The following is a 23,599-nucleotide window of genomic DNA, read 5'->3' as shown; positions in this document are numbered from 1 at the left end:
CGCCCGCTTCCCGGCAACTCGGAGGAGAGCGCCCGGCATGTTGTCTGTGAGGCACCTAATGCCAGGTTGAAGTTTTTGCCACTGGCTGTACATCTCAGGGGTCTCTCGCGCGCGAGCGTGTCTGACCAACCGGGGGTCTCGGTGTCCTTGTCACTAGGAGCATGGAGTCATGAACAGATGGATCGTGTGGACGGTGTGTGTGTTGGTGAACGGGGTGTTCGCGGGGTGCGGGGGAGGCGGCCCGGGGGGAGGCAGTTGTTCCGACGGAGTCGTCAACCAGGATGAGACCGACATCGACTGTGGCGGTGCCACGTGCGGTGGATGTCAGAACGGCGGCATGTGCTCCGCGCCCACCGACTGCGTGTCGGGTGGCTGCGGGGCGAACGGCGTGTGTGCGCCGGTGTTCACAGTCAGCGGCAACGTGGTCGGGGCCACTGGGCCCGGGCTGGTCCTGCAGAACAACGGCGGAGATGACCTCTCGGTCGCGGCGGACGGCTCGTTCACCTTCAGCACCGCGGTGGTGCTCGGGGCAGCCTACAACGTGACGGTGAGGACTGGCGCGGGCACGCCCGAGCAGGTGTGCGTCGTCAGCCAAGGCAGCGGCGTGATCTCGGCTGACGTGGAGGACGTAGGCGTCTCGTGCGTCACAACGCCGGACGACATCGCCGACGCGATCGACCTCCGCGAGGGAGTCGAGCTGCGGTTCAGCACGGTCGACGCGACCGAGGAGACTGGCGAGGTCTACTGCGATGACCAGGGCACGGTGTGGTACCGCTTCGTCGCGCCTAGCGCTGGGGACTACGTGGCCTATGCGACCGGCTCGGACCACGACACGGAGCTGACCTGGAGCGACGGTCTGATGGGGCCCACCTACGGCTGCAACGACGACGCCGACGACTCCTACGACGCCGTCGACGACGTGCTCACGCTCGCGGCCAACGACATGCGCTTCGTCCAGGTTGGACTGAACGGGGTGAACAACGTCGGCACCGGCGGCGTGGGCGTCACACGGGTGGTGGCGGCGGCGGACGACTTCGCCAACGCCGTGGCGTTGACGCAGCGAACGGGCGCGCTGACCGCGGTCACCGGCATCGCGTTCGCCGGCACCGAGGCCACGCAGGCCGGGGAGCCCAGCATGTGTGGCTCGACGACCCTGCTCGGCGCTTCGGCCTGGGTCGACTTCACGGCGCCGCACTCCGGCACGTGGATGCTGGAGTCCAAGTCCGACGACACCACGGACATCGCGGTCTACTCCGGGAGCGTGCTGGGGTCGCTGACGTTGCTGAACTGCGCCACCGACGACCGCATCGCCGTGCTCGTCGAGCTCACCGCGGGCACCACGTACCGCATTCGCATCGGCACGGACGCGCCCATGTCGGGCGAGGCGATCGTGGTCCGCGCGGAGCGGACGCCGGCGCCACTGGTGGCCGCGCTGGTCGACGGCGACGGTGACGGGAGCTCCACGGACGTCGGGAGCCAGTCGGACCTGGCCATCGTTGGCGGCCAGCCCGCCATCGCCTACTACGACGCCACCAACGGTGAGCTGCGCTTTGCCGTCCGCAGCGGGAACGCGTTCTCGGATGTCTTGATCGACGCGGACGGAGACGGGACGTCGACCGATGTCGGCCAGCGTCCGTCGCTGGCGGTGCTCGCGAACGGCCAGCCCGTGGTCACGTACTATGACGCGACGAACGCCGAGCTGCGCTTCGCCGAGCGGAGCGCCGCAGGGGTCTGGTCCGACGTGCTGATCGACGCAGATGGCGATGGGACGTCGACGAACGTGGGATCCTATTCGGACCTGATCGTGCTCGCCAACGGCAACCCGGCGGTGGCGTACTACGACGCGACGAACACCGAGCTGCGCTTTGCGCAGCGGGTCAGCGGTACGTGGTCGGACATGCTGATCGACGCGGACGGCGACGGAACGTCCACGGCGGTCGGGGAGTACCCCGGCATCGTCGAGCTGGCGAACGGGATCGGCGTCTCGTACTCCGACGACACGAACTCGGAGCTGCGCTTCGCGCGCTTCAGCAACGGCGCGTGGACGGACGAGCTCGTGTACCGGGACGCGCTCGACCCCAGCACGATCGCGGCTGCGGGCGTCGTGCTGGACGGCGACGGGAACCCGGTGGTCGCCGCGACCGACACGGGTCAGGGCAACCACGTCGTGGGCTGGTGGAACGGCACGACCTGGGACATCGAGTGGGACCTTGCCGACCGCCACATCGCCGAGCTGGACTTCGAGTGCTCTGCGCCGCGGCTGCTCATCGACGGCACGGACCGCCTGCACCTGGTGTGGACGGACTGCAACTACTCCGGAACGATGGCGATCTCCGTGCGCGACCCGAGCGGGAGCTGGAGCGTGCGGGACGTGGCGGCGAAGCTTCTCGAGCCCACGAACCCGGCCTTCCCGGGCACCGTTGCGGTCTGGGGCACGGAGAGCTTCGGCGCGGCCTTCATGCCCGACGGAACGCTGGCGGTGTCGTTCCAGAACGACGACGCCTCGAACCTGTGGTGGGCCGTCGGCCCGTAGCGCCTTTCCGCCGACGGACGGGCGCCGCCGCGCTGGGTGGCGCTCGTCCGGGTTCCGGCGATCCCGGACCGTGCTCTACGTGCGCAGGGCCTCCTGCATGAGCGCGATGGAGCGGTCCGCGATGTTCGCGAGCGTCTCACGGCCCACCGCCGAGCTGGCGCTGAAGCTCCACGTCATGCGCCCGTCGTAGGTGACCGCCGACGTGTTGAACGAGTTCAGCACGTTGGTGTTGGTCGCGAAGGCGAACTCGGTCAGTCGCAGTGGGGAGCCTGGCACGTCGACGGCGACGCGCCCCAGGTTGGACACGGCGAGCCCCTCGGGGTGGAGGCTGCCGAGGATGAGGCTGAAGGCCTTCTGACGGTCCTGGCCCAGTGCGCGCGCGATGCTGGCGTAGCTCTCGTGCGTGGCGGCGTGGAAGAACGGCAGGGGCGTGTCGATGGACGCCTGCAGCCCGACCCGGATGTCGCGCGCCAGGTCCCAGAAGCGGGTGTTGGGCCCGAGGCGGTGCATGCTGGTGTTGCCCGACGCGAACAGCCCGCAGTCCTCGCCCACGGGCGGGACCAGGCGCTCGCGCAGGTCGATCACCTGGCTGCACGTGGTGGCCTCGAGCCCACGCGTCGGGCTCACCTCCGCGACGGCCATGGTGAGGGCCGCGTTGAGCACACACTGGATGGTGGCGGACTCGGCCTTCGCTCGGCTGGCGACCTCGCGCATGGTGGCCGGCGCGACGAAGCGCGGCTCGATGAGCAGCGACTGCTTCGAGAGCGGGATGGAAGGGTCGGCGGGGACGCCGCGCGGGATGCCGGCGCGTCGCATGAAGCGCACGGCGGCGTTCCAGGTCTGCGACACCGTGTCCGTGAAGTGGCCGAGGCTGCTGTAGGTCCAGAGCGTGTGGATGCGGTCCCCGTAGTAGTCCATCAGCGGCAGCGCAGGGAGCTCGGGGCTCTCGCCGCGCTCTTGCTGGGCTAGCGACTGCAGCAGGTCGCGGATGACGAACGTGGCGGAGCGTCCGTCCGCGATGGCGTGGTGGTAGGTGAAGAGGATCCCGAAGTCGTCCGCGCCGCGCTCGTAGAGGACGCAGCGCAGGAGCGGTCCCGTGCCGGTGTCGAACGCACTCACCAGGGACCGCTCGAGCACGCGCCACTCGTCTCCTGGGGCGATGTCCATGCGCTCGAGGGGGATGGGCCGGTCGGTCTCCACGAACCATGGGGTGTCACCGACCATCGCGATCTTGGCGCGCAGCAGCGGGTGACGTCGCTGCAGCGCGGCGAAGGCTTTGCCCATGGCGGCGTCGTCGTAGGTGCCCGCGAAGCGCGCGACGACCCCGAAGTAGAGGGGGTTCACCGAGTCGAAGCGGAAGTACATGTCCTCGGTGGCGCCGAGGGCGCGCAGCGCCCCTGGGCCCGGCGCTGCCACCGCGTGCGGGCGGAGGGGTCGCGGGAGGCGTTCGCGCCAGCTCACCACGTGCTGCCCCGCGGAGCAGAGCGGCCGTGTCCGCAGTCTTCGCCACGAGTCGATGGGCTCACGGCTTCCTCTGCCCAGCGACCTGGACAGTCAGCGCTCGTGGTGGGGTGCGCGCTCATCTTCCACATGAGGTGCGTAGCGTATGCGCTCGCGGGTTGGTGGTGGCTCGAAATCGCGTGGCGGCGGGCCACGGCGCGCCGCGATCGCGCGCTCACGAGGGAGCGCCGTGAGTGGCCGAATGGCGTTGTCAGGTGTTCGAGTTTCATGCATTTCTTCGGTTCGAGCGCTGTGGCGCGCCGCATGGCGCCGCGACTACACCCACGCCGTGGCGCAGGAGAAGCCGGATGCCCCCCACCCCCCCCAAGACGGAACCGCGCCGCCCTCGTCGTGCGGCACGCGCGGCCGAGTCCGCTGCGAAGGAAGAAGGCCCACGCGAGACCAGCGCGAAGCGCGCAGCTGGGAAGGCGCGACGGCCGAGCACCAAGGGTCGCGGGAAGTCCACAGCGGCGAAGTCCGCCGCGGGCCCGCGGAAGGCGTCGCAGGGGGACGTGACCGGCGCACGGACTTCGGCCGGCGTGGCCAAGCGTGTGAGCCAGCAGCGCGTGGAGGGCGCCCAGGGCATGCGCGAGGTCGCCGTCGAAGACGTGCTCGCCCACACCGACGACAAGGCAGCGGCGCTCCAGGCGCTCCTCGACGGGAGCTCCCCCGACGACATCGCGGACATCCGCGACATGCTCCTCTCGCCGCCGTACACCCCGACCGACGGCAGCCCCGACTACGAGCTGGCGCGCGACTGGCGGAGCGGCGCCTACCCCTACAAGAACCTGCTCTCGCGCAAGACCTACGAAGCCGAGAAGTACAAGCTGCAGGTGGAGCTGCTCAAGCTCCAGCTCTGGGCGAAGGAGACGGGAGAGCGCGTCGTGGTGCTCTTCGAGGGGCGTGACGCGGCGGGCAAGGGCGGGACCATCAAGCGCTTCATGGAGCACCTGAACCCGCGCGGTGCGCGCGTGGTGGCGCTCGAGAAGCCCACGGACGCGGAGCGCGGTCAGTGGTACTTCCAGCGCTACATCCAACACCTGCCGACGGCGGGCGAGATCGTGCTGTTCGACCGCTCTTGGTACAACCGCGCGGGTGTCGAGCGGGTGATGGGCTTCTGCAGCGACGAGGACTACGAGCGCTTCATGCGGCAGGCGCCGGAGTTCGAGCGCCACCTCGTGCGCAGCGGCATCCACCTCATCAAGTTCTGGTTCTCGGTCAGCCGCAAGGAGCAGCGTCGCCGCTTCAAGGAGCGCAAGATCCACCCGCTCAAGCAGTGGAAGCTGAGCCCCATCGACCTCGCGTCCCTCGACAAGTGGGACGACTACACCAAGGCCAAGGAGGCGATGTTCTTCGAGACCGACACGGCCGACGCGCCCTGGACCGTCATCAAGTCCGACTGCAAGAAGCGCGCGCGCCTCAACGCGATGCGCTACGTGCTGCACAAGCTGCCGTACAAGAACAAGGACCTCGAGCACATCGGCACGCTGGACCCGCTCATCGTGGGGCGCGCGCACGTGGTGTACGAGCGTGGTGAGCGGCCGGGCTCGGGCTGGTTGTAGCGCGCCGAGGCTAGGCGCGGGCGCGGCGACCCGGCGGTGCCCCGTGGAGGGACCCGGCCGGGCCGCCGCGCTCAGCGTGTGTTCAGCTCGCCTCGGTCACGACGCCCGCGCCGATGGTGCGGCCGCCCTCGCGCATGGCGAAGCGCATGCCCACCTCGATGGCGATGGGGCGCGCGAGCTCGAAGCCGACCGTGGTGTGGTCGCCCGGGCTCACCTGGCCGTCGTCCACGAGCAGGCGCGCGGGGACGTCGGTGGCGCCGAAGTAGAGCTGGGGGGTGTAGCCGCTGCCGAAGCCGCGCTTGCGCCCGCCCTCACTGGCGGTGAGGACGAAGATCTCGGCCTTGCCGACCGTGCGGGCGCGGATGGTGTGGGGCGCCACGACGAGCATGCCGCGACGTACCTCACCGCGGGCGACCCCGCGGAGCAAGAGGCCCACGTTGTGTCCGGCGCGCGCCTCGGGGACGTCCTGGTGGAACTCTTGGGTCCCGATCACGACGGCCTCGATCAGCGCCTCGCCGCCGATGACGTGCACCTTCTGCCCCGCGACGAGCACGCCGCGCTCCACGCGCCCCGTCACGACCGTGCCCCGCCCCGAGATGGTGCAGGCGCCCTCGATGGGCATCATGAAGGGGCTCGCCAGGTCGCGCTCGGGAGCGGGGATGTGCTCGTCGAGCGCGGCCAGCAGCGCGTCGATGCACTGCACCTCGGGGCCGTCGAAGCGGCCCTCCGAGGCGGCCGTCAGCGCAGCGAGCGCCGAGCCCCGCACGAACACGGGGTCGTAGCCCTGCGCCTGCAGCAGCTCCTGCGTCTCGAGCTCCACCAGCTCCGCCAGCTCCGCGTCGGCCACGTCCATCTTGTTGATGAACACGACCACGTGCGCCACGCCGACCTGACGCGCCAAGAGCACGTGCTCGCGCGTCTGCGCCTCGGGGCCGGCCGACCCGTCCACGAGCAGGATCGCGCCGTCCATCTGGGAGGCGCCCGTGATCATGTTCTTGACGAAGTCCGCGTGTCCCGGGCAGTCGATGTGCGCGTAGCCGCGCGCCGCGGTCTCGTAGGCCACGTGCGCGGCGGTGATGGTGATGCCCCGTCGACGCTCCTCGGGCGCGCTGTCGATCTCGGCGAAGCCCTTGCGCACGCCGCCGTGGCGGTGCGTGGCCACCGCGCTGAGCGCGGCGGTGAGCGTGGTCTTGCCGTGGTCGACGTGCCCGATGGTGCCGACGTTGACGTGGGTCTTGGGTTGCTGCTGCTTCTCGTTCATGGGTCTCTCCAGAAGTGCGGGAGGGCCCAGGGCGCACCACGCGCACCACGCCCTGCCGCGACAGGGGTGTGCGAGGGCGCGAGGCGGTCCGTTCGCTAGGAAGCGGGACCAGCAGACGTGCGCAGACGCGTGACCACCGTCACGAACACGCGCGCAGACGCTGTAGCGCCGCGAGGGCCCACAGCGCGCGCGCCTGCGGATGTTCGTGTTCGGGTGGACATGCGCTCCTCCCTCGGGCGCGGGTGTGCGGGCGTCAAGGGGTGTGCTGGCGGCGGCAGTGTTCGCTACTGGCTTACACCCACACGGGCACGGTGTTCTCGACGCGCTCGAAGCTGATGCAGCTTCGCCGCCAACGCGCGCCTGCACCCTGGCTGTCGGCTAGCAGCGCCCTGGCGTCACCGTAAGCGCGCGCCAAGACCGCTGCCGTTGTGCGCCTGCGCAACACCCAGGACACATCCGAACACTCCTGGTGAGCGCCCACGGCGGCCCTCTCGAGGCATCTCTCCGTCCGAAGCGCCAAGTTCAGGCCCGGGCTACCCCTTGGAGCCCCTCGCATGGCACCCTGCAGACGTGCCGAAGAGGTTCATGCGCGTTGAGACACAGCCCACTGCGCAGAATACACGTCATGTCCACGTATTAAGTGCTGGCGAAGGCGTGTTCATGTCGGCTTCTGTGAAGCGCCACATGAAGTCAAGTGACCGTGCGTTGCTTGTGTTGATGTTTGCTGTTTGAGATTTCGCCAAACGACGTGAAAGCGAGTTCTTTCAGCCTTCTGTCCGCGCTCTGAGTTGCCGCTCGAAGCGGCGGCGCACCGTGGGATTCGAAAAGGGTGGCGGGCACAATCTATGGGTCGGCGCTCGCAATGGGCCAGCAGACATGCCGTGCTCTGCCATCCGTGATTTCACTCGGGTTCTGTCGTTGGAATGCAAGCGGAGTCAGGCCGCCGAAGCGGCCAAAGGTCTTGGGGGCTGCGTGTTCGTGCGCCGAGGCGCGAAGTCGTGCTCGTCACGCCACATCACGAAGAGGACGCCCGCGAGTTTGCGGGCGTCCGCCACGACCGCGATGGCGCGGCCTCTGCGTGCGGTGATGCCGGCCGCCCAGTTGCGCATCGCGAGTGTGTCGTCACTGGTGCTGCGCACGATGCGCCAGGCGGCCTCGACGAGCAGGCTCCGGAGCTCGGTCTGACCGCGTTTGGTGATGTGGCCAAGCTGCCGCTTCTCGCCGCTGCTGCGCTCGGAGGGGACAAGGCCGAGGTACGCGCGGACGGCACGGGCAGACGCAAAGCGGCTGCTGTCGTCCATCGTGGCGTGGAAGGTGATGGCCGTGACCGGCCCGATGCCCGGCACGGTCGTGAGTCGGGCTGCCCGGGGGTGCAGCGCGAGCTGGTCCGCGACACCGCGTTCCGATTGCTTGATGGAAGCGGTGAGCGTGTCGATGAGGTCCAGCAGCGGCGCCATGACCTCCGCGGTCTCCGCGGGTAATTCGAGTTCCTCCAGCCGCGTCCGAAAGGATGCGACACCACCGCTCCGAAGCCGAAACCCTTCTCGCCGCAGAATGGACCGCAACGTGACAATCGTCTGGCTACGCATGCGAACTTGCAGCTTGCGCGCTAGCACCAAGTCGCGCAGGTGACGGCTCGCGTCAGACGTCCGATGGGCCGCCCGGTACGCGCCCAGCTGGCATGCCTCCGCGAGGCACCGTGCGTCGCGTCGGTCGGTCTTCACCTTCCGGCTCCGTGTGGCGTACATCGGCGCGAATCCCGGGTCGGCGACTACCACCTCGTGGCCCACCCGCTCGAGACATCGCGCGACCCACTCGCTCTCCGTCGAGGCCTCCAACAGCACCTTGCCGGGCGCCATCGCGCCGAACGTCTCGATGAGCCGGTCACGAGTCGTCGGGATCCGAAACTCCTGCAGCTCACCGTCCGCTCCCTGGATGCAGACCTGAGTGCTAGCCTTGTGAACGTCGATGCCTATGTGGTCCATCGTAGCGTCTCCTTTCGCGGCTCCGCGTCGCAGCCTTCAGTATGCCGCCGGAGAGGGACGGCGGCGCTTCATCCCATCTATGGGCACGGTTCGGGCGGCGCTGTAGCCGGGCGCCCCGGACTCGAGCGCAGAGTTCGGACGTGGCGCCGACTCGTCAGGGCTCGGAGGCCACGTCGCCGACGCGCCACTGCACCTCGAGCTCACCCTCGAAGCGACGAAAGCGCGGCGCCTCGTGGAGCACCTCGTAGATGCACTCGATGTCGGCGCGCTCCGCGTCCGGACCCGCGAGCTGAAGGCCGAAGAACGCGCCGGTGTCGCCGCGGATCGTCGTCTGCACGATCACCTCGCCCGGCGGGTCGTCGAAGCAGAGGACGATGTCGCCTTGGATTTCCTGGGCGACCTGGGTGAGCTCGTCGGGCGTCGGCGGCGCGCCCACCGCCTGCGCCATCGACTCCCGCTCGAAGATGCTCTGTATCTCCTCAGCTCGTCGACGTCGCATCCGTCGGCGCGGCGCTTCGCCAGACTCGGTCCGAATTTTGAAGACACTCCCTAGTGATTCGCGTGGAATTTTCCACCGTGCTGGTGTACAAGCATCGGAGAATGAGGCGGAATTCGGTCTGGTTTGTGGCGGCGACGTCGCTGGCAATGGTGATGGGCTGCGACGGGGGAGCGCCGGCGGATCCGTGTGCGTCGGGGACGTGGGATGACGACGGGGACGCCTCGACGGCGTGCGTGGCGTGGACAACGTGCGCGGCGGGCGAGTACGTAAGCGAGGCGGGGACGGCGGAGAGCGACCGGGCGTGCGCGGCGTGCGCGGCGGGGACGTACAGCCGCGGCGCGAACGCGAGCCAATGTGAGCCGTTCACCGGCTGCCTCGCGGGGCAGTACGAGACGGCGGCGGGCACGGCGACGAGCGACGCGGTGTGCACGGCGTGCGCGTCGGGGACGTACAGCGACGCGGCGGGGGCGAGCTCGTGCTCGGCGTGGACGGTGTGCCCGGCTGGCGAGTACGTGAGCGTCGCGGGGAGCATGACGGCGGACCAGGAGTGCGCCTCGTGCGCGAGCGGGACATACACGACGGGGCCGAACCAGTCGGTCTGCGTGGCGGTGACGGGGTGCGCGCCGGGCACGCTGCAGACGGCGGCCGCGACGTCGACGACACCGCCGGTGTGCGAGGCGTGCGTCGCGGGGACGTACTGCGCGGGCGGGGAGTCCGCGGCGGAGGCGTGCGCGTCGGGGACCTGGGACCACGACGGGGACCCTTCGACGGCGTGCGTGACACAGACGGATTGTCTGGCGGGGACGTACGTGAGCGGCGTGGGCGATGCGACGACGGACCGGGCGTGCACGGCGTGCGCGAGCGGGCGGTACAGCACGGAGACGAACGCGCCGGCGTGTGCGGACTGGACGGTGTGTGCGGCGGGGACGTATGTCTCGACCGCGGGGACGGCGACGAGGGATCGGGAGTGCACGGCGTGCGCGGACGGGACGTACACGGCGAGCGCGAACGTGGCGCAATGCGTGGCGTGGTCCGACTGCGCGGCCGGGACGTATGTCGACGCGAGCGGCAGCGCGACGACGGACCGGACCTGCGGGAGTTGCGCGAGCTCGACCTACAGCGACGGGCCCAACGCGACACAATGCGAGGCATGGACCGTGTGCACGGCGGGGACGTATGTGTCGACGGCGGGCAGCCCGACGAACGACCGCGCCTGCATGGCGTGCGCGGACGGGACGTACACGTCGGGGCCGAACCAGTCCTTGTGCCTCGACGCGGACGCGTGCGCGGCGGGGACGGTGCAGACGGCGGCGGGCGACGCGACGACGCCGCCGACCTGCGAAGCGTGCAGCGCGGGCGAGTACTGCGCCGGTGGTGAGGCCGCGCGCGTCGCGTGTGACGACGGCGACGGCACCTGGGATGACGACGCGGACCCGACGACGGCGTGCGTCGCGCGGACGGTGTGCGCGGCGGGGCAGCGGGTGACGGCCGAGGGGGACGCGACGAACGACCGGACCTGCGCGGCGTGCGCCATCGGGACGTACAGCGACGCGACCAACGCGACGAGCTGCTCGGCCTGGACGGTCTGCGCGGCGGGCAGCTACGTGAGCGTGGCGGGGAGCACCACCGCGGATCGGGAGTGCGACGCGTGCGCGGACGGCGCGTTCACGGCGACCGCCAACGAAGCGACGTGCGCGGACTGGACCGACTGCGTGCCGGGCGAATACGAAGAGACCGCGGGGAGCGCGGCGGCGGACCGGACCTGCACGGGGTGCGCCTCGGGGAGCTTCAGCACGACGACGAACGCGACGATCTGCGCGACGTGGCAGGACTGCGATCCGGGCGAGTACGTGAGCAACACGCCGTCGGCGAGCGTGGATCGCGCGTGCGCGATGTGCGCGGTCGGGACCTACAGCGACGCGACGAACGCGGGGAGCTGCACGGACCACGGGGCGTGCCCCGCGGGGACGACACAGACGGCGGCGGGGACCGCGACGATGGCGCCGGAGTGCGCGGACTGCGCCGCGGGAGAGTACTGCGCCGGTGGGACCACGGCGCCGGTGGCGTGCTCGAGCGCGACGTGGGACGACGACGCCGCCCCGGCGACGGCGTGCGTCGACCGGACGGACTGCGGGGCCGGGGAGTACGTGAGCTACGACGGGTCGGTCACGGAGGATCGGACGTGCGCGGGGTGCGCGGGGGGGACGTACAACGACGCGACGAACGCGACGACGTGCGCGACGTGGCAGGACTGCGATCCGGGTGAGTACGTGAGCAACACGCCGTCGGCGAGCGTGGATCGGGCATGCGCGGCGTGCGCGGGGGGGGCCTTCAGCGACGCGACGAACGCGGGGAGCTGCAGCGACCACGGGACGTGCCCGGCGGGGACGACGCAGACGGCGGCGGGGACCGCGACGACCGATGTGACGTGCGCGGATTGCGCGGCGGGGGAGTATTGCGCGGGAGACACGGCGGCGCCGGTCGCGTGCTCGAGCACCACATGGGACGATGACGCGGATCCGGCGACGGCGTGCGTCGGCCGCACGGACTGCGCTGCGGGTGAGTACGTGCTCGCAGAGGGTGACGCGACGACCGATCGAACGTGCGCGCTGTGCGCGGCCGGATCCTTTACCGAGGCGACCAACGAGCTCAGTTGCAGCGCGTGGACGACGTGCGTCCCCGGGGAGTACATCGAAGTCGAGGGCTCGGCCGATGGGGATCGGACATGCTCCCCCTGCGCCTCCGGCACCTTCACGGATACGTCGGATCAGGCTTCATGTGCGACTTGGACGGTCTGCGGTGTGGACGAAATCGAAGCCTTGGCCGGCACCGCGACGGCCGACAGTCTCTGCGTGGGCGACTGGCTCGACGTCTTCGATACGACCGCGGTCGGTGTGGACGTGGCGGCAAACGGAGATGTCGTGGTGGCGGTGGAGGTCGGGTCTTCCACTCGCGTCCGCCTCTACGCGGCGGACGGCGTGGAGCGCTGGACGAGCGCCACATTCACTGGCGTTCGCCCCACTGGGGTCGCGTTCGACGGGTCGGGGGACATCGTCGTCAGTGGGTACACGTCCGGAACCATCCCCGGGGAGACGAGCGCGGGGGGGCGCGACGGCGTCGTACTCAAGTACACCCGCGCCGGCGCCCTCGTGTGGAATCGACAGTTCGGCACGGCCGGAACGGAGTGGCCGTTCGGGATCACGGCCGACGCGAATGGGAACGTCTTCGTCGGGGGCCGGACCGGTGGCGCGTTTCCGAGCGAGACCAACCAGGGCGGGGACGACCTCTTCGTTCGCGCATACGACACCGACGGAGGGCTGCTCTGGACCGACCAGGTCGGCACCACCGCGGGCGACCAGGCGATGGCGCTCGCGACCGACGCGGTGGGCAACCTCGTGGTGACTGGCTTCACCGATGGCGAGCTCCCAGGGGCCACCGCGGTGGGCGGCCAGGACGCCTTCGTGATGAAGTACGACTCGAGCGGCGCGCTCCTCTGGACCGAGCAATTTGGAGGTTCGACCGCCTGGGCTCGCGGTCTCTCGATCGCGCTCGACGGGATGGGCAACATCTATGTCGGCGGAGAGTGCTCCGGCGCGCTCGACACCCAGACGGACTTCGGGAGCTGGGACGTGTTCGCGATGCAGCTCGACCCGGATGGCGGCCTCACGTGGATTCGGCAGTACGGGACCACCGCCGCCGACCGCGGCGGCTACCTGGACGTTGCGCCCACGGGCGGGCTGGTGCTGGGCGTGTACACGCAGGACGTCTGGCCCGGCGAGACCCACCAGGGCGGCTGGGACGCGTTGGCGCTCCGCCTGTCGAGCGTGAATGGCAGCGTTACGTGGAACCGGATGATCGGTTCCGACATGACGGAGTTGGTTTACGACGCCGCCGCGGGGATCGGCGACACCGCCATCGTCGTCGGATCTACCGGGGGGATGATCCCGGGAGCCCCTGCGTCGAGCGGCGCGCTCGTCGCGAACCTGCTCGCGCCGTAGCGAAGGCGGCGCTGGGCGACCTGGCGTGCCGAGCGGTCGAGTTCGCGAAACGCCACATGCGCGGTCCGGATGCGAACGCGGAGCGCTCACCGAGTACTGAGCCACAGCGTGCTGCGCAGAATATACATTATGTAAACATCTCGGACACTTGCGAAGGCACGTTCATGTCGGCTTCTGTGAAGTGCCACATGAAGTCAAGTGACCGCACGTTGTGTGTGTCGATATTTGCTGTTTGAGTCGTGACCAACCGACGTGAAAACGAGTTCTTTCAGCCTTCTGTCCGCGCTCTGAGTTGCCGCTCGAAGCGGCGGCGCACCGTGGGATTCGAAAAGGGTGGCGGGCACAATCTATGGGTCGGCGCTCGCAATGGGCCAGCAGACATGCCGTGCTCTGCCATCCGTGATTTCACTCGGGTTCTGTCGTTGGAATGCAAGCGGAGTCAGGCCGCCGAAGCGGCCAAAGGTCTTGGGGGCTGCGTGTTCGTGCGCCGAGGCGCGAAGTCGTGCTCGTCACGCCACATCACGAAGAGGACGCCCGCGAGTTTGCGGGCGTCCGCCACGACCGCGATGGCGCGGCCTCTGCGTGCGGTGATGCCGGCCGCCCAGTTGCGCATCGCGAGTGTGTCGTCACTGGTGCTGCGCACGATGCGCCAGGCGGCCTCGACGAGCAGGCTCCGGAGCTCGGTCTGACCGCGTTTGGTGATGTGGCCAAGCTGCCGCTTCTCGCCGCTGCTGCGCTCGGAGGGGACAAGGCCGAGGTACGCGCGGACGGCACGGGCAGACGCAAAGCGGCTGCTGTCGTCCATCGTGGCGTGGAAGGTGATGGCCGTGACCGGCCCGATGCCCGGCACGGTCGTGAGTCGGGCTGCCCGGGGGTGCAGCGCGAGCTGGTCCGCGACACCGCGTTCCGATTGCTTGATGGAAGCGGTGAGCGTGTCGATGAGGTCCAGCAGCGGCGCCATGACCTCCGCGGTCTCCGCGGGTAATTCGAGTTCCTCCAGCCGCGTCCGAAAGGATGCGACACCACCGCTCCGAAGCCGAAACCCTTCTCGCCGCAGAATGGACCGCAACGTGACAATCGTCTGGCTACGCATGCGAACTTGCAGCTTGCGCGCTAGCACCAAGTCGCGCAGGTGACGGCTCGCGTCAGACGTCCGATGGGCCGCCCGGTACGCGCCCAGCTGGCATGCCTCCGCGAGGCACCGTGCGTCGCGTCGGTCGGTCTTCACCTTCCGGCTCCGTGTGGCGTACATCGGCGCGAATCCCGGGTCGGCGACTACCACCTCGTGGCCCACCCGCTCGAGACATCGCGCGACCCACTCGCTCTCCGTCGAGGCCTCCAACAGCACCTTGCCGGGCGCCATCGCGCCGAACGTCTCGATGAGCCGGTCACGAGTCGTCGGGATCCGAAACTCCTGCAGCTCACCGTCCGCTCCCTGGATGCAGACCTGAGTGCTAGCCTCTGAGGTCTTGACACCCCCCGGCTTCGTCGACCGCCCGAATGGCATTTTCACGACGGGCTCGGGGCGAGGGGGATCGAGCCACACGTGACCCTGGGCGCGAGGCGGAAGCGGACGGTGCGCACGCCATCCGTGAAGCGCGGTTGCAGTTCATCCATGGCCTCGAGGGCCTGTGCGATCCGCGCGTGCGGCGCGGGCGGGAGCGGCAGCTCGATGGTGACGACGACGTGGCGCTTCTCGAAGCGGAGCGTCCCGGGGGCCTGCAGGAGGGCCATCAGGGTTCGCGCGCGCGTCGAGGCATCGTGCTCACGGTCGGTCGAGGAGAGCGCGTCCCCGAGGCGGTCGACGAGGTCGCGCACGGCGTTGTCGACGAGGTAGCGCATGGGCACCACGAGGTCGCGCTTGGTGGTGCAGAGCCAAGCACGCTGGGCGTCGGGCTCGACGGCGCATCGCTCGACGCGAGCGGGGACGTCACGGATCTGCTTCTGTGTGGTCTGTTGTCGAAGGTGCGCGACGACGTACTCGCTCGTCCACTTGCCGCGTTGGGTGCAGCGCTCTGGGCATGACTCGATCTCCGAGACCGTCTCGTTGAGCTGCTCGAGCTCTTCCTTCAAGCGCACGTACTCCGGGTTGTCGATGATGCGGTCGTCGGGGGCACGCGTTGCTTTGCCACGGTCGGAGAGTTGGTCGATGCCGGCACGCTGCCGTCCCGACTTGAAGGAGTTCTCCTGCATGCCGCGCAGCGCGCGGAGCGTCTCGACGACCTCCACGACATCCATGCTCGTGTCGACGTTCGTGCAGAGCGGAAGCAGCTTGTCGCCGTCGCGCTGCACGATGAGCCGGCTCGCGTGCGTCATGCGCGGGTGCTCGAAGACCGCACCGCCGATGCCATCCTGCGCTGGCGCGATGGTCGCGAGGTCGGGGAGATTCACGGAGGCCGGCACCCAGGCGATGTACTTCACGCCGGTCGCGTTCAGCTTCTCGAGCACATCGAAGTCGAAGCCACCTCGGTCGGACACGAGTACGACGGTCGTCTCCGGAAGCGCCACGCGCAGCTGCTCGGCCATCGGGCCGAGACAGGCCGAGAGGTGGCTGCCCGCGGGGACCGGCTCGCGGAACCAGGCACGACCCATCGCGTCGGTGACCACCACGTCGGCGAGGCCCTTCTCGGCGAGGCGGCGCTTGCTGTTCCAGCCCTTGTCGATGCGCTCCTTGCCTGTGTACGTCTTGAAGTGGATGTCGACACCGAAGACGCGGACGTCCATCGGAGCGCGGCGGGCAAGGTGGCGCGCGAGCTCGCCGTGCAGCGCGACGCGATCATAAGTGGCCGTCATCTGGGTGAGCGCGCGATGCATCGTCCGCACGCTCGGGCATCGCTCGGTGCCGAGCACCACCCCGAGCCCGTACGCATCGCGCTCGTGCAGAGACTCGAGCGAGTGGTACCCCGCCGCGATGCCCGCGCAGAGGGTCATCGCGATGGTCGGCGCCGAGTACACCGCCTTGTCCGAGCGCTTGGCCGAGGCCACTTTCAGCGCCGGGACGATGCCCAAGTCGCACAGCGTGCTCGTCAGCAGCACCAGGCCTGCGTACTGCGAGCGGTGCTCGGTCCCCGCCGCGAGCGGCATGCCGGGGCGCAGCTCTTCGTCGTCCTCCGCATCGCGCGCAGGACGCGTCTCGGGCTCGGCGGCAGGCTCGTCCGCGGGGCTCGGCTCAGGCTCCACCGACGTCAGAGGAAGCTGCGCCGGGAGGTGGGTGCGCAAGCGATGACCGCGCCCCACGGACCCCAATCCCTCCGCGTCGAGCGTCGCGATGACGCGCGGCAGGGACAGCCGCATCGTCCGCGCCACGGTGTCCAGTGATGCCCCGGCGCTTCGCATCGCGATGGCGCGCGAGCGCTCCTCCGCGCTCAGCGGTGAAAGCCCTTCGCGCGTTGGCGCGCGCACCAGACCGGCCGTGCCGCCCTTCTCGTAGCGTCGACGCACTCGCGTGACCTCCGACTCGCTCACGCGGCACACCATCGCAATGCGCTTGCCTCGAAGGCCGATCCTCCGGAGCCCTATGACGGCCAGATCTCGGTGGGTCAGGTCGTCCTCCTGGTATTCGTAGACCACGTGGCCGTGCACCAGGATCCGCACCTGACCCCCGCTGAACAGGCTCGTCACCGTGGTCGGATCCACTCTCTCGAATAAAGCGGTCTGGCTCGATGACGTCGGCATCCCCTACCAACGTACCGCAGCGGAATTAATGCCACGATGGTGTCGAATTTTGACGCCGCGTTTCCTCGACGAATCAGCCGGTCAACCGGGGGGTGTCAAGACTTCAGAGCCTTGTGAACGTCGATGCCTATGTGGTCCATCGTAGCGTCTCCTTTCGCGGCTCCGCGTCGCAGCCTTCAGTATGCCGCCGGAGAGGGACGGCGGCGCTTCATCCCATCTATGGGCCTGCCGGAAGGGATCGATGGTCTTGCAACGTCGTGGATGCGACCACTTAGGACTTCGCGCTGTCTCCGGAGCGCGTCTTCTCTTCGAGACCCCGAAAGATCTCGTCGGCGCGGTCGGGATACAGCTTTCGAACGCACGTAGGACAAACCCCCTGTGTCAGCGTGAGTTGTCGCCTCCACCGGGCGCATAGCCCGGTTCCAGAACCCCACCACACCACCTCGGGGGCGAGGCAGGCAAGGACCCGATGGGTCGATATTCGAGCGAGTTCAAACAGAGCATGATCCGGAAGCTGATGCTTCCAGGCGGGCCGTCCGCGACGGCGCTGGCAGAGACCAGTGGGGTGTCGCAGGCGACCCTCTCGCGGTGGTTGCGAGAAGCGGCTAGCGTGGCACTCGTGGCAAACGACACAGACAAGAAGCCGCCCCCTCGGGAGGGCCGCCGCCCAGAAGACTGGGCTCCGGACGAACGGCTCCGGGTGGTGCGAGAGACTGCGGGGCTGACGGGCTCGGAGCTCGGCGTGTATCTGCGCCGGGAGGGTCTGCACGAAGCCACCGTGACCGAGTGGCGGGAGCAGGCGCTGGCTGCCCTCGGGGGCAGCCGTGCACGCACGAAGGAGCAGAAGCGCATCCGCGAGCTCGAGCGCGAACTCAACCGCAAGGAGAAGGCGCTGGCGGAGACGGCGGCGCTGCTGGTGCTCGCAAAAAAAGTCCACGCGCTCTGGGGGGACGAGGACGACGACACGCCGGGGAGGAGCGGCAAGTGATCCTCTCCCTCGTCGACGAAGCCGTCCGCTCCGGAGCGCGTCACCACAAGGCCTGCGAGGTCATCGAGCTGCCCGCGCGGACGCTCCAGCGCTGGCGTAAGCAAGGCCCTGATGGTGGCGACGACCGCCGAAAGGGGTCGCACACGCCGCCCGCGAACAAGCTGAGCGAGGCGGAGCGCGCGAAGGTCGTGGAGGTCGCGACCAGCGAAGCCATGCGCGACCTCTCGCCGCGACAGATCGTGCCGCGCCTGGCCGACCAGGGCGACTACGTGGGCTCGGAGTCCACCTTCTACCGGGTGCTCAAACAGCTGGGGCTGATGACCCACCGCGGCCCCGTGAAGGCACGCACGAACACGCGCCCGAAGGCACGCGCTGCCACCGGCCCGAACCAGTTGCTCTGCTGGGACATCACCTACCTGCCCGCTGCGGTCCGCGGCACCTTCTTCTACCTCTACGTCTTCCTCGACGTGTGGAGCCGGAAGATCGTGGGCTGGGGCGTCAACGACGAGGAGTCGGACAGCTTCGCTGCACAGCTCCTGCACGCCACCTGCGACCAGCTCGGCGTGAGGAGCAAGGGCATCGTCCTGCACTCGGACAACGGCTCGCCCATGAAGGGCGCGACCATGCTCGCGATGATGACCTCCCTCGGCATCGTGTCGTCCTTCAGCCGGCCCCGGGTGAGCGATGACAACCCCTTCATCGAGGCGCTCTTCCGCACTCTGAAGTACCGACCAGACCACCCCACCAGCCGCTTCCAGTCCTTGGAGGAAGCCGTCGCCGCCATCGAAGCCTTCGTGCGCTGGTACAACCACGAGCACCTGCACTCCGCCATCGGCTTCGTCACCCCGCAGGCCCGTCACGTGGGCGCCGACCTCCCCATCCTCGCTCACCGCCGCCTCGTCTACGAGCAGGCCCACGCCAAGCACCCAGAGCGCTGGACCCGCAACATCCGGCCGTGGGACCGGCCCGAAGTCGTCCACCTCAACCCCGACCGGCCCGCGATCACCGTCTCACCCACGGTGGGCAACGCCGCTTGAAGATTCAGGCGACAACTCGTTTGACACACACCGCGGCCGCATGTAGAGTTCGCACATGCTCTATGACCAAAAGAGCCGCCCTATTGTCTGCGAGGGTTGTGGGAAGGCTTACTACCAAGCAGGGAAGGTCGACGGCAGCAGGGTCTCAGGACCTGTCGCGCCCTGGTACATGACCGGGGGCACGGTGCAAACCTTCGCGTACTGGTGCACCTCCGAGTGCGAGCGTCGCCACAAGTAGAGTTCGGTGCAACGCACGCAGCGGGAGTAGGGACACCCCCGAGCGTGTTGCGGTTGCGGGTGCGTCCGTGACCACCATCCTTGCGCTCGATGCTGCATGGACCGCTACGGAACCGAGTGGCGTTGCGCTGGTGACCCGCGACGCGGCGCGCTGGCGAGTCGTCGCCGCTGCTCCCAGCTACAACTCTTTCTTGGGACTCGCGGAGGGGACTCCGATTCAGTGGGCTGCCGAAAGGTTCACTGGATGCGACGCCAACGTTCCGAAACTGTTGGCAGCTTCTGCCAAGCTCGCAGGTGTCGAAGTGGACCTCGTCACGATCGACATGCCGGTGTCGCTCAACGCGTTCACGGGTCGGCGTGAAGCGGACAATGCGATCTCTCGGGAGTTTGGGAGCCGAGGGTGTGCGGCTCATTCACCGAGCGTTGCGAGGCCCGGCAAACTGGGTGAGTCGCTCTCGGCCGCGTTCCGCAACGCTGGCTATCGCGTCGCAGGTGCAGACACCCAGGTCTCGACCCCTCGGCGTTTGCTTGAGGTCTATCCCCATCCAGCTCTGTTGGCGCTGCTGGAGTGCAGCTACCGGGTGCAGTACAAGGTGTCGAAGTCGACCCGCTACTGGCCTCGTGAACCGCTGCGGCAGCGAATCGCGTACCTCCTCCACGAGTTCGCCCGAATCCACGAGGCGCTTCACCAAGCCCTAGGGCCAATCGGTGTGCCCCTGCCGGCAGCGGATGACGTCCCCTCGCTCAACTCGCTCAAACGATACGAGGATGTTCTCGATGCGCTCGTTTGTGCCTGGGTCGGGGTTCGGTACATGGAGGGTGGTGCGCGGCCGCTGGGAGACGAGGCAGCAGCGATTTGGTGCCCCAGTTCGAGAGCCTAAGCAGCGCTCGTGTACCAACCGAAATTGTCGTGCACCAAACGACGGCGCGTGGCGCAGCTGACGCAGAGGGCCAGTCGTGCGCTTAGCGTGTGGTTGTGACCACTTGGCCCCGTCACGAACTCGTGCAACCCAGCACCGCAAGGTTGCGCAAGCGCTTGGGAGCGTGCTGTCGTAGGGCGTGCACAACCCCACGATCGAACGGATCGACTGCCCGACCGCCGAAGAGTTTCTGGACGCGCTGCTCCCATGGAAGGGATGGAGCGGCCAGGCCGCTATCGACCACCCATCGCGGTTCCGCTTCCGCGGACAGTCCAACGCTGCGTGGGGACTGACCCCCAAAGCCTTCAGGGACGACGTGGTCGCCGCAGAAAGGAACCGATTCAGTTCGGATCCGTGGTACCCGCCGATCATGTAACCGTTCACGCCCCCTGAAAGCTCGATCATTCTGGGGCGTTCTGAATTCGCGATCGACAGCGGATCGGGATCGTGATCTACGTTGTGCGTGTCAGGGCCCTCCGAGATCGATGACCTCCACGCGCGGCTAGCGCTCTTCGAGGCGTCGAACAAGGAGCTCGCGAAGCTCAACGCGGCGCTCGTCACGAAGGTCGAGACTCTCGAGGGGCTGGTCCTCCGCTTGACGGAGGAGCTGAGCCGGAACTCGAAGAACTCGAACAAGCCGCCGTCGGGGGATACGCCGGGCGGGGGCAAGCTGCGCAAGAACGCGAAGGGCAAGAAGCGCGGCGGCCAGAAGGGACACAAGGGCTCGTACCGCGAGCTGGTGCCACCCGAGCAGGTCGCGCGGTTTGCCGGTTTGCACCCTCATGGGACCACCCCCGGGGCTGGATTTGCAGCCCCATGGGACCACCTGATTTGCAGCCTCATGGGACCACCCGAGGGGGATGCGCCTGTGTTTTGCAGGAGCATGGGACCACCCGATTTGCAGCCTGAAGGGACCACCTGAGGGCTCCTTCGGTTCGGTGACCGAGCCCGGCCCCTGGGTCGCGCGCGAGCGGGCGTGCGACGACTCCAGATGGCCTATCGGGAGCTGAAGATGATCGAAGTGAAAGAGGTGCTGCGCCGTTTCGAAGCGGGGCATGGGCTGCGGCAGATCGCCCGCGAGACGGGGCTGGACCGCAAGACGGTGCGACGGTACGTGGACGCATCGACGCGCGCGGAGGGGACCGACGATGCGCGGGTGCAGCAGATGGTGCAGGAGGTGCAGGGTCGACCAGCACCAGCGCCGAGCGAGCCACGTCGCGTGCTCGATGCCCACCGAGAGCGCATCCATGGGTGGCTGTTCCCGGAGAAGCCGGGGCAGCGCGCGCTGAGACTGACGAAGGTGCACACGCTGCTCGCGCGTCACGGGGTCGACGTGACCTATGCGACGCTGTGCCGTTGGGCCCACGACGAGCTCGGCTGGCGGGAGCGGAAGCCGACCGTCCGCGTCGACGACCCACCGCCAGGCGAAGAGGCGCAGGTGGACTTCGGCAAGATGGGGACGATCTTCGACCACGACACCGGGAAGCCGCGCGCGCTCTGGTGCCTGGTGGTGACGTTGACGTGCAGCCGGATGCAGTTCGTCTGGCCGACGTTCGAGCAGACGACAGCCGCGATCTGCGAGGGTCTCGACGAGGCGTGGAAGTTCTTCGGTGGCGTCGTCGCGCGCGTGGTCATCGACAACCCGAAGACGATGGTGATCGAGCCGCACGCCACTGCTCCGAGATTCAACGACACGTTCTTGGAGTATGCGCAGGCCCGCGGGTTCTTCGCGGACCCCGCGCGCGTGCGGCACCCGAAGGACAAGCCGCGCGTCGAGAATCAGGTCCCGTTCGTCCGAGAGAGCTGGTTCGACGGGGAGCAGTTCAAGGGCCTCGAGGACACGCGTCGCAGCGCGCTGCAGTGGTGTCGCGACGTCGCCGAGCGTGAGCACGGGACGACGAGGCGGATCGTGAGAGAGCACTTCGAGCAGGAGGAGAAGCCCAAGCTGAAGCCGGCGCCGACGACGACCTTCGACGTTCCTCGCTGGACCGAAGCGAAGGTGCATCCGGACCATCACGTGCAGATCTCGAAGGCGCTGTACTCAGTGCCGAGCAAGTACATCGGCCGGACCTTGCGTGTGCGGGAGGACCGTCAGTTGGTGCGGCTCTACCTCGGTGGCGAGCTGATCAAGACGCACGCGCGGCAACGCCCTGGTCATCGTTCGACGGACCCCAACGACTACCCAATCGGCAAGGATGGATACGCCACGCGCAGCCTCGACAACCTCCTCGAACAGAGTCGCGTCAAGGGCGAGCACGTCGGCGAGTACATGTCGCGGCTGATCGATGGTCCGCTCCCGTGGACCCGCATGCGACAGGGCTACCAGCTCCTCCGTCTCTGCGACCGCTATGGCCGTGAGCGCGTCGACGCCGCGTGCGCGCACGCACTCTCGTTCGACGTCCTCGACGTGCCACGGGTGGCGAAGCTGCTTCAGCGGGCGTTCGAGATGGAGGCGAGCGCCGAGGACCGCGGTGCTCTCGCGCGTCTCGATCAACACCCGCGGTTCGGCCGAGAACGTGATGCCTTCCAGACTCGTCGCGACGGCGCGAGCAAGCCGAAGGGAGACGAGTGATGGCGACACCACGACGACTCGACATGGACCTCGAGGCCGCGCTCAAGAAGCTCCGCCTCGGCCAGATGATCCCCACGTTGCTCGAGCGAATCATGCTCGCCGAGAAGAGCAAGATGGCGTTCGAGGAGCTGCTGCTCCTCCTGCTTCGCGACGAGATCGATCGACGCGACAGCACCGCCACGGCGCGGCGCGCGAAGGACGCGGGGCTGAACCCGGACATGAGAATCGAACGCTGGGACGAGTCCGCGAAGGTCTCGTTCGACCAGCGCGTCTTGCGCGAGCTGCTCTGCCTGCGCTTCATCCCCGAAGGACGCAACGCCGTCATCCTCGGCCCCGTCGGCGTCGGCAAGACGTTCCTCGCCACCGCCATCGGACACGCCGCGTGTCGACATCGGTTCCAGGTCGCGATGACCCGCGCGGACGACCTGCTGCGACGACTCAAGCAGAGCCGCATGGACAACTCACGGGACGCGCTGATGATCGAGCTCACGACCGTCGACCTGCTCATCATCGACGACTTCGCGCTCGAGCCCATGACACGCGACGAGAGCCGCGACGTCTATCAGCTCTTCGTCGAGCGCAACGGTCGAGTCGCCACGATCATCACCAGCAACCGCGACACGAGCGAGTGGATCGCGGCGTTCGACGACGTCCTGCTCGCCCAGAGCGCCGTCGACCGATTCATCAACAGCGCCTACGACCTCGTCGTCGAAGGTGAGTCCTACCGGGCTCGCCTCAAGCCAACGATCGATGCCGCCGAGCCGCTACCAGGAACGCCCGTCACCAAGCCAGACCTACCGATCCGTCGCCGCAAGCGGTAGCCGCGGTTCGT

14 protein-coding genes are annotated in these 23,599 nt (G+C 68.5%); 8 read left to right on the top strand and 6 right to left on the bottom strand.

The window, feature by feature from the left end:
• Positions 1-169 precede the first annotated feature (169 nt).
• Complete coding sequence (locus H6726_17505; GenBank protein ID MCB9659445.1) at positions 170-2,533, top strand: hypothetical protein; 2,364 nt, start codon at positions 170-172, stop codon at positions 2,531-2,533.
• Between the two features lie 75 nt (positions 2,534-2,608).
• Here the strand turns inward: H6726_17505 and H6726_17500 are convergent, their stop codons facing one another.
• Positions 2,609-3,994, bottom strand: coding sequence for a hypothetical protein (locus H6726_17500; GenBank protein MCB9659444.1), 1,386 nt, complete (start codon positions 3,992-3,994; stop codon positions 2,609-2,611).
• A gap of 347 nt (positions 3,995-4,341) precedes the next feature.
• On the opposite strand from H6726_17500, the gene ppk2 reads away from it, so the two are divergent.
• Complete coding sequence (gene ppk2, locus H6726_17495) at positions 4,342-5,595, top strand: polyphosphate kinase 2 (GenBank protein ID MCB9659443.1); 1,254 nt, start codon at positions 4,342-4,344, stop codon at positions 5,593-5,595.
• An 82-nt stretch (positions 5,596-5,677) separates the two neighbouring features.
• On the opposite strand, the gene H6726_17490 is transcribed toward ppk2, so the two are convergent.
• The 3 genes from H6726_17490 to H6726_17480 form a co-directional block, all read right to left on the bottom strand.
• Entirely contained in the window at positions 5,678-6,856 is a 1,179-nt protein-coding gene (locus tag H6726_17490; protein MCB9659442.1) for an elongation factor Tu, read from the bottom strand.
• A gap of 935 nt (positions 6,857-7,791) precedes the next feature.
• Positions 7,792-8,841, bottom strand: a complete 1,050-nt coding sequence (locus tag H6726_17485) for an IS110 family transposase (GenBank protein ID MCB9659441.1) — start codon at positions 8,839-8,841, stop codon at positions 7,792-7,794.
• 154 nt (positions 8,842-8,995) lie between these two features.
• Positions 8,996-9,289: a hypothetical protein gene (locus tag H6726_17480; protein ID MCB9659440.1), complete on the bottom strand. Its 294-nt coding sequence runs from the start codon at positions 9,287-9,289 to the stop codon at positions 8,996-8,998.
• Positions 9,290-9,441: 152 nt separating this feature from the next.
• Here H6726_17480 and H6726_17475 point away from each other — a divergent pair, with 152 nt between their 5' ends.
• On the top strand, positions 9,442-13,338 hold the full coding sequence (locus H6726_17475; protein MCB9659439.1) for an SBBP repeat-containing protein: 3,897 nt from the start codon (positions 9,442-9,444) through the stop codon (positions 13,336-13,338).
• Positions 13,339-13,777: 439 nt separating this feature from the next.
• Here H6726_17475 and H6726_17470 read toward each other — a convergent pair whose 3' ends face one another.
• On the bottom strand, positions 13,778-14,851 hold the full coding sequence (locus tag H6726_17470) for an IS110 family transposase (GenBank protein MCB9659438.1): 1,074 nt from the start codon (positions 14,849-14,851) through the stop codon (positions 13,778-13,780).
• Complete coding sequence (locus H6726_17465) at positions 14,848-17,013, bottom strand: hypothetical protein (GenBank protein ID MCB9659437.1); 2,166 nt, start codon at positions 17,011-17,013, stop codon at positions 14,848-14,850. The genes H6726_17470 and H6726_17465 overlap by 4 nt, the downstream gene beginning before the upstream one ends.
• A 469-nt stretch (positions 17,014-17,482) precedes the next feature.
• On the opposite strand from H6726_17465, the gene H6726_17460 reads away from it, so the two are divergent.
• The 5 genes from H6726_17460 (at position 17,483) to H6726_17440 (ending at position 23,588) form a co-directional block, all read left to right on the top strand.
• Positions 17,483-19,038 (top strand): IS3 family transposase gene (locus H6726_17460; GenBank protein ID MCB9659436.1). Its coding sequence is split into 2 segments (ribosomal slippage): positions 17,483-17,936 and positions 17,936-19,038, totalling 1,557 coding nucleotides; the frame shifts between segments, so codons are not numbered across the junction.
• A gap of 305 nt (positions 19,039-19,343) precedes the next feature.
• The gene (locus H6726_17455; GenBank protein MCB9659435.1) at positions 19,344-20,156 is read left to right on the top strand and encodes a DUF429 domain-containing protein; all 813 of its coding nucleotides are present in this window, start codon (positions 19,344-19,346) and stop codon (positions 20,154-20,156) included.
• 502 nt (positions 20,157-20,658) lie between these two features.
• Positions 20,659-21,117, top strand: coding sequence for a hypothetical protein (locus tag H6726_17450; protein ID MCB9659434.1), 459 nt, complete (start codon positions 20,659-20,661; stop codon positions 21,115-21,117).
• Positions 21,118-21,171: 54 nt separating this feature from the next.
• Positions 21,172-22,767, top strand: coding sequence for an IS21 family transposase (locus H6726_17445; protein MCB9659433.1), 1,596 nt, complete (start codon positions 21,172-21,174; stop codon positions 22,765-22,767).
• The gene (locus tag H6726_17440; protein MCB9659432.1) at positions 22,767-23,588 is read left to right on the top strand and encodes an ATP-binding protein; all 822 of its coding nucleotides are present in this window, start codon (positions 22,767-22,769) and stop codon (positions 23,586-23,588) included. The genes H6726_17445 and H6726_17440 overlap by 1 nt, the downstream gene beginning before the upstream one ends.
• Positions 23,589-23,599 lie beyond the last annotated feature (11 nt).

It is taken from the genome of Sandaracinaceae bacterium (assembly GCA_020633055.1).
GTDB lineage: Bacteria > Myxococcota_A > Polyangia > Polyangiales > Houyiibacteriaceae > JADJJE01.
This window is presented reverse-complemented; position numbering and strand designations above follow the sequence as displayed.

Coding starts and splice junctions, on each gene's coding strand:
- H6726_17505 (MCB9659445.1), top strand. CDS start 170: ATGAACAGATGGATCGTGTGGACGGTGTGTGTGTTGGTGAACGGGGTG.
- ppk2 (MCB9659443.1), top strand. CDS start 4,342: ATGCCCCCCACCCCCCCCAAGACGGAACCGCGCCGCCCTCGTCGTGCG.
- H6726_17490 (MCB9659442.1), bottom strand. CDS start 6,856: ATGAACGAGAAGCAGCAGCAACCCAAGACCCACGTCAACGTCGGCACC.
- H6726_17485 (MCB9659441.1), bottom strand. CDS start 8,841: ATGGACCACATAGGCATCGACGTTCACAAGGCTAGCACTCAGGTCTGC.
- H6726_17480 (MCB9659440.1), bottom strand. CDS start 9,289: ATGGCGCAGGCGGTGGGCGCGCCGCCGACGCCCGACGAGCTCACCCAG.
- H6726_17475 (MCB9659439.1), top strand. CDS start 9,442: ATGAGGCGGAATTCGGTCTGGTTTGTGGCGGCGACGTCGCTGGCAATG.
- H6726_17465 (MCB9659437.1), bottom strand. CDS start 17,013: ATGCCGACGTCATCGAGCCAGACCGCTTTATTCGAGAGAGTGGATCCG.
- H6726_17440 (MCB9659432.1), top strand. CDS start 22,767: ATGGCGACACCACGACGACTCGACATGGACCTCGAGGCCGCGCTCAAG.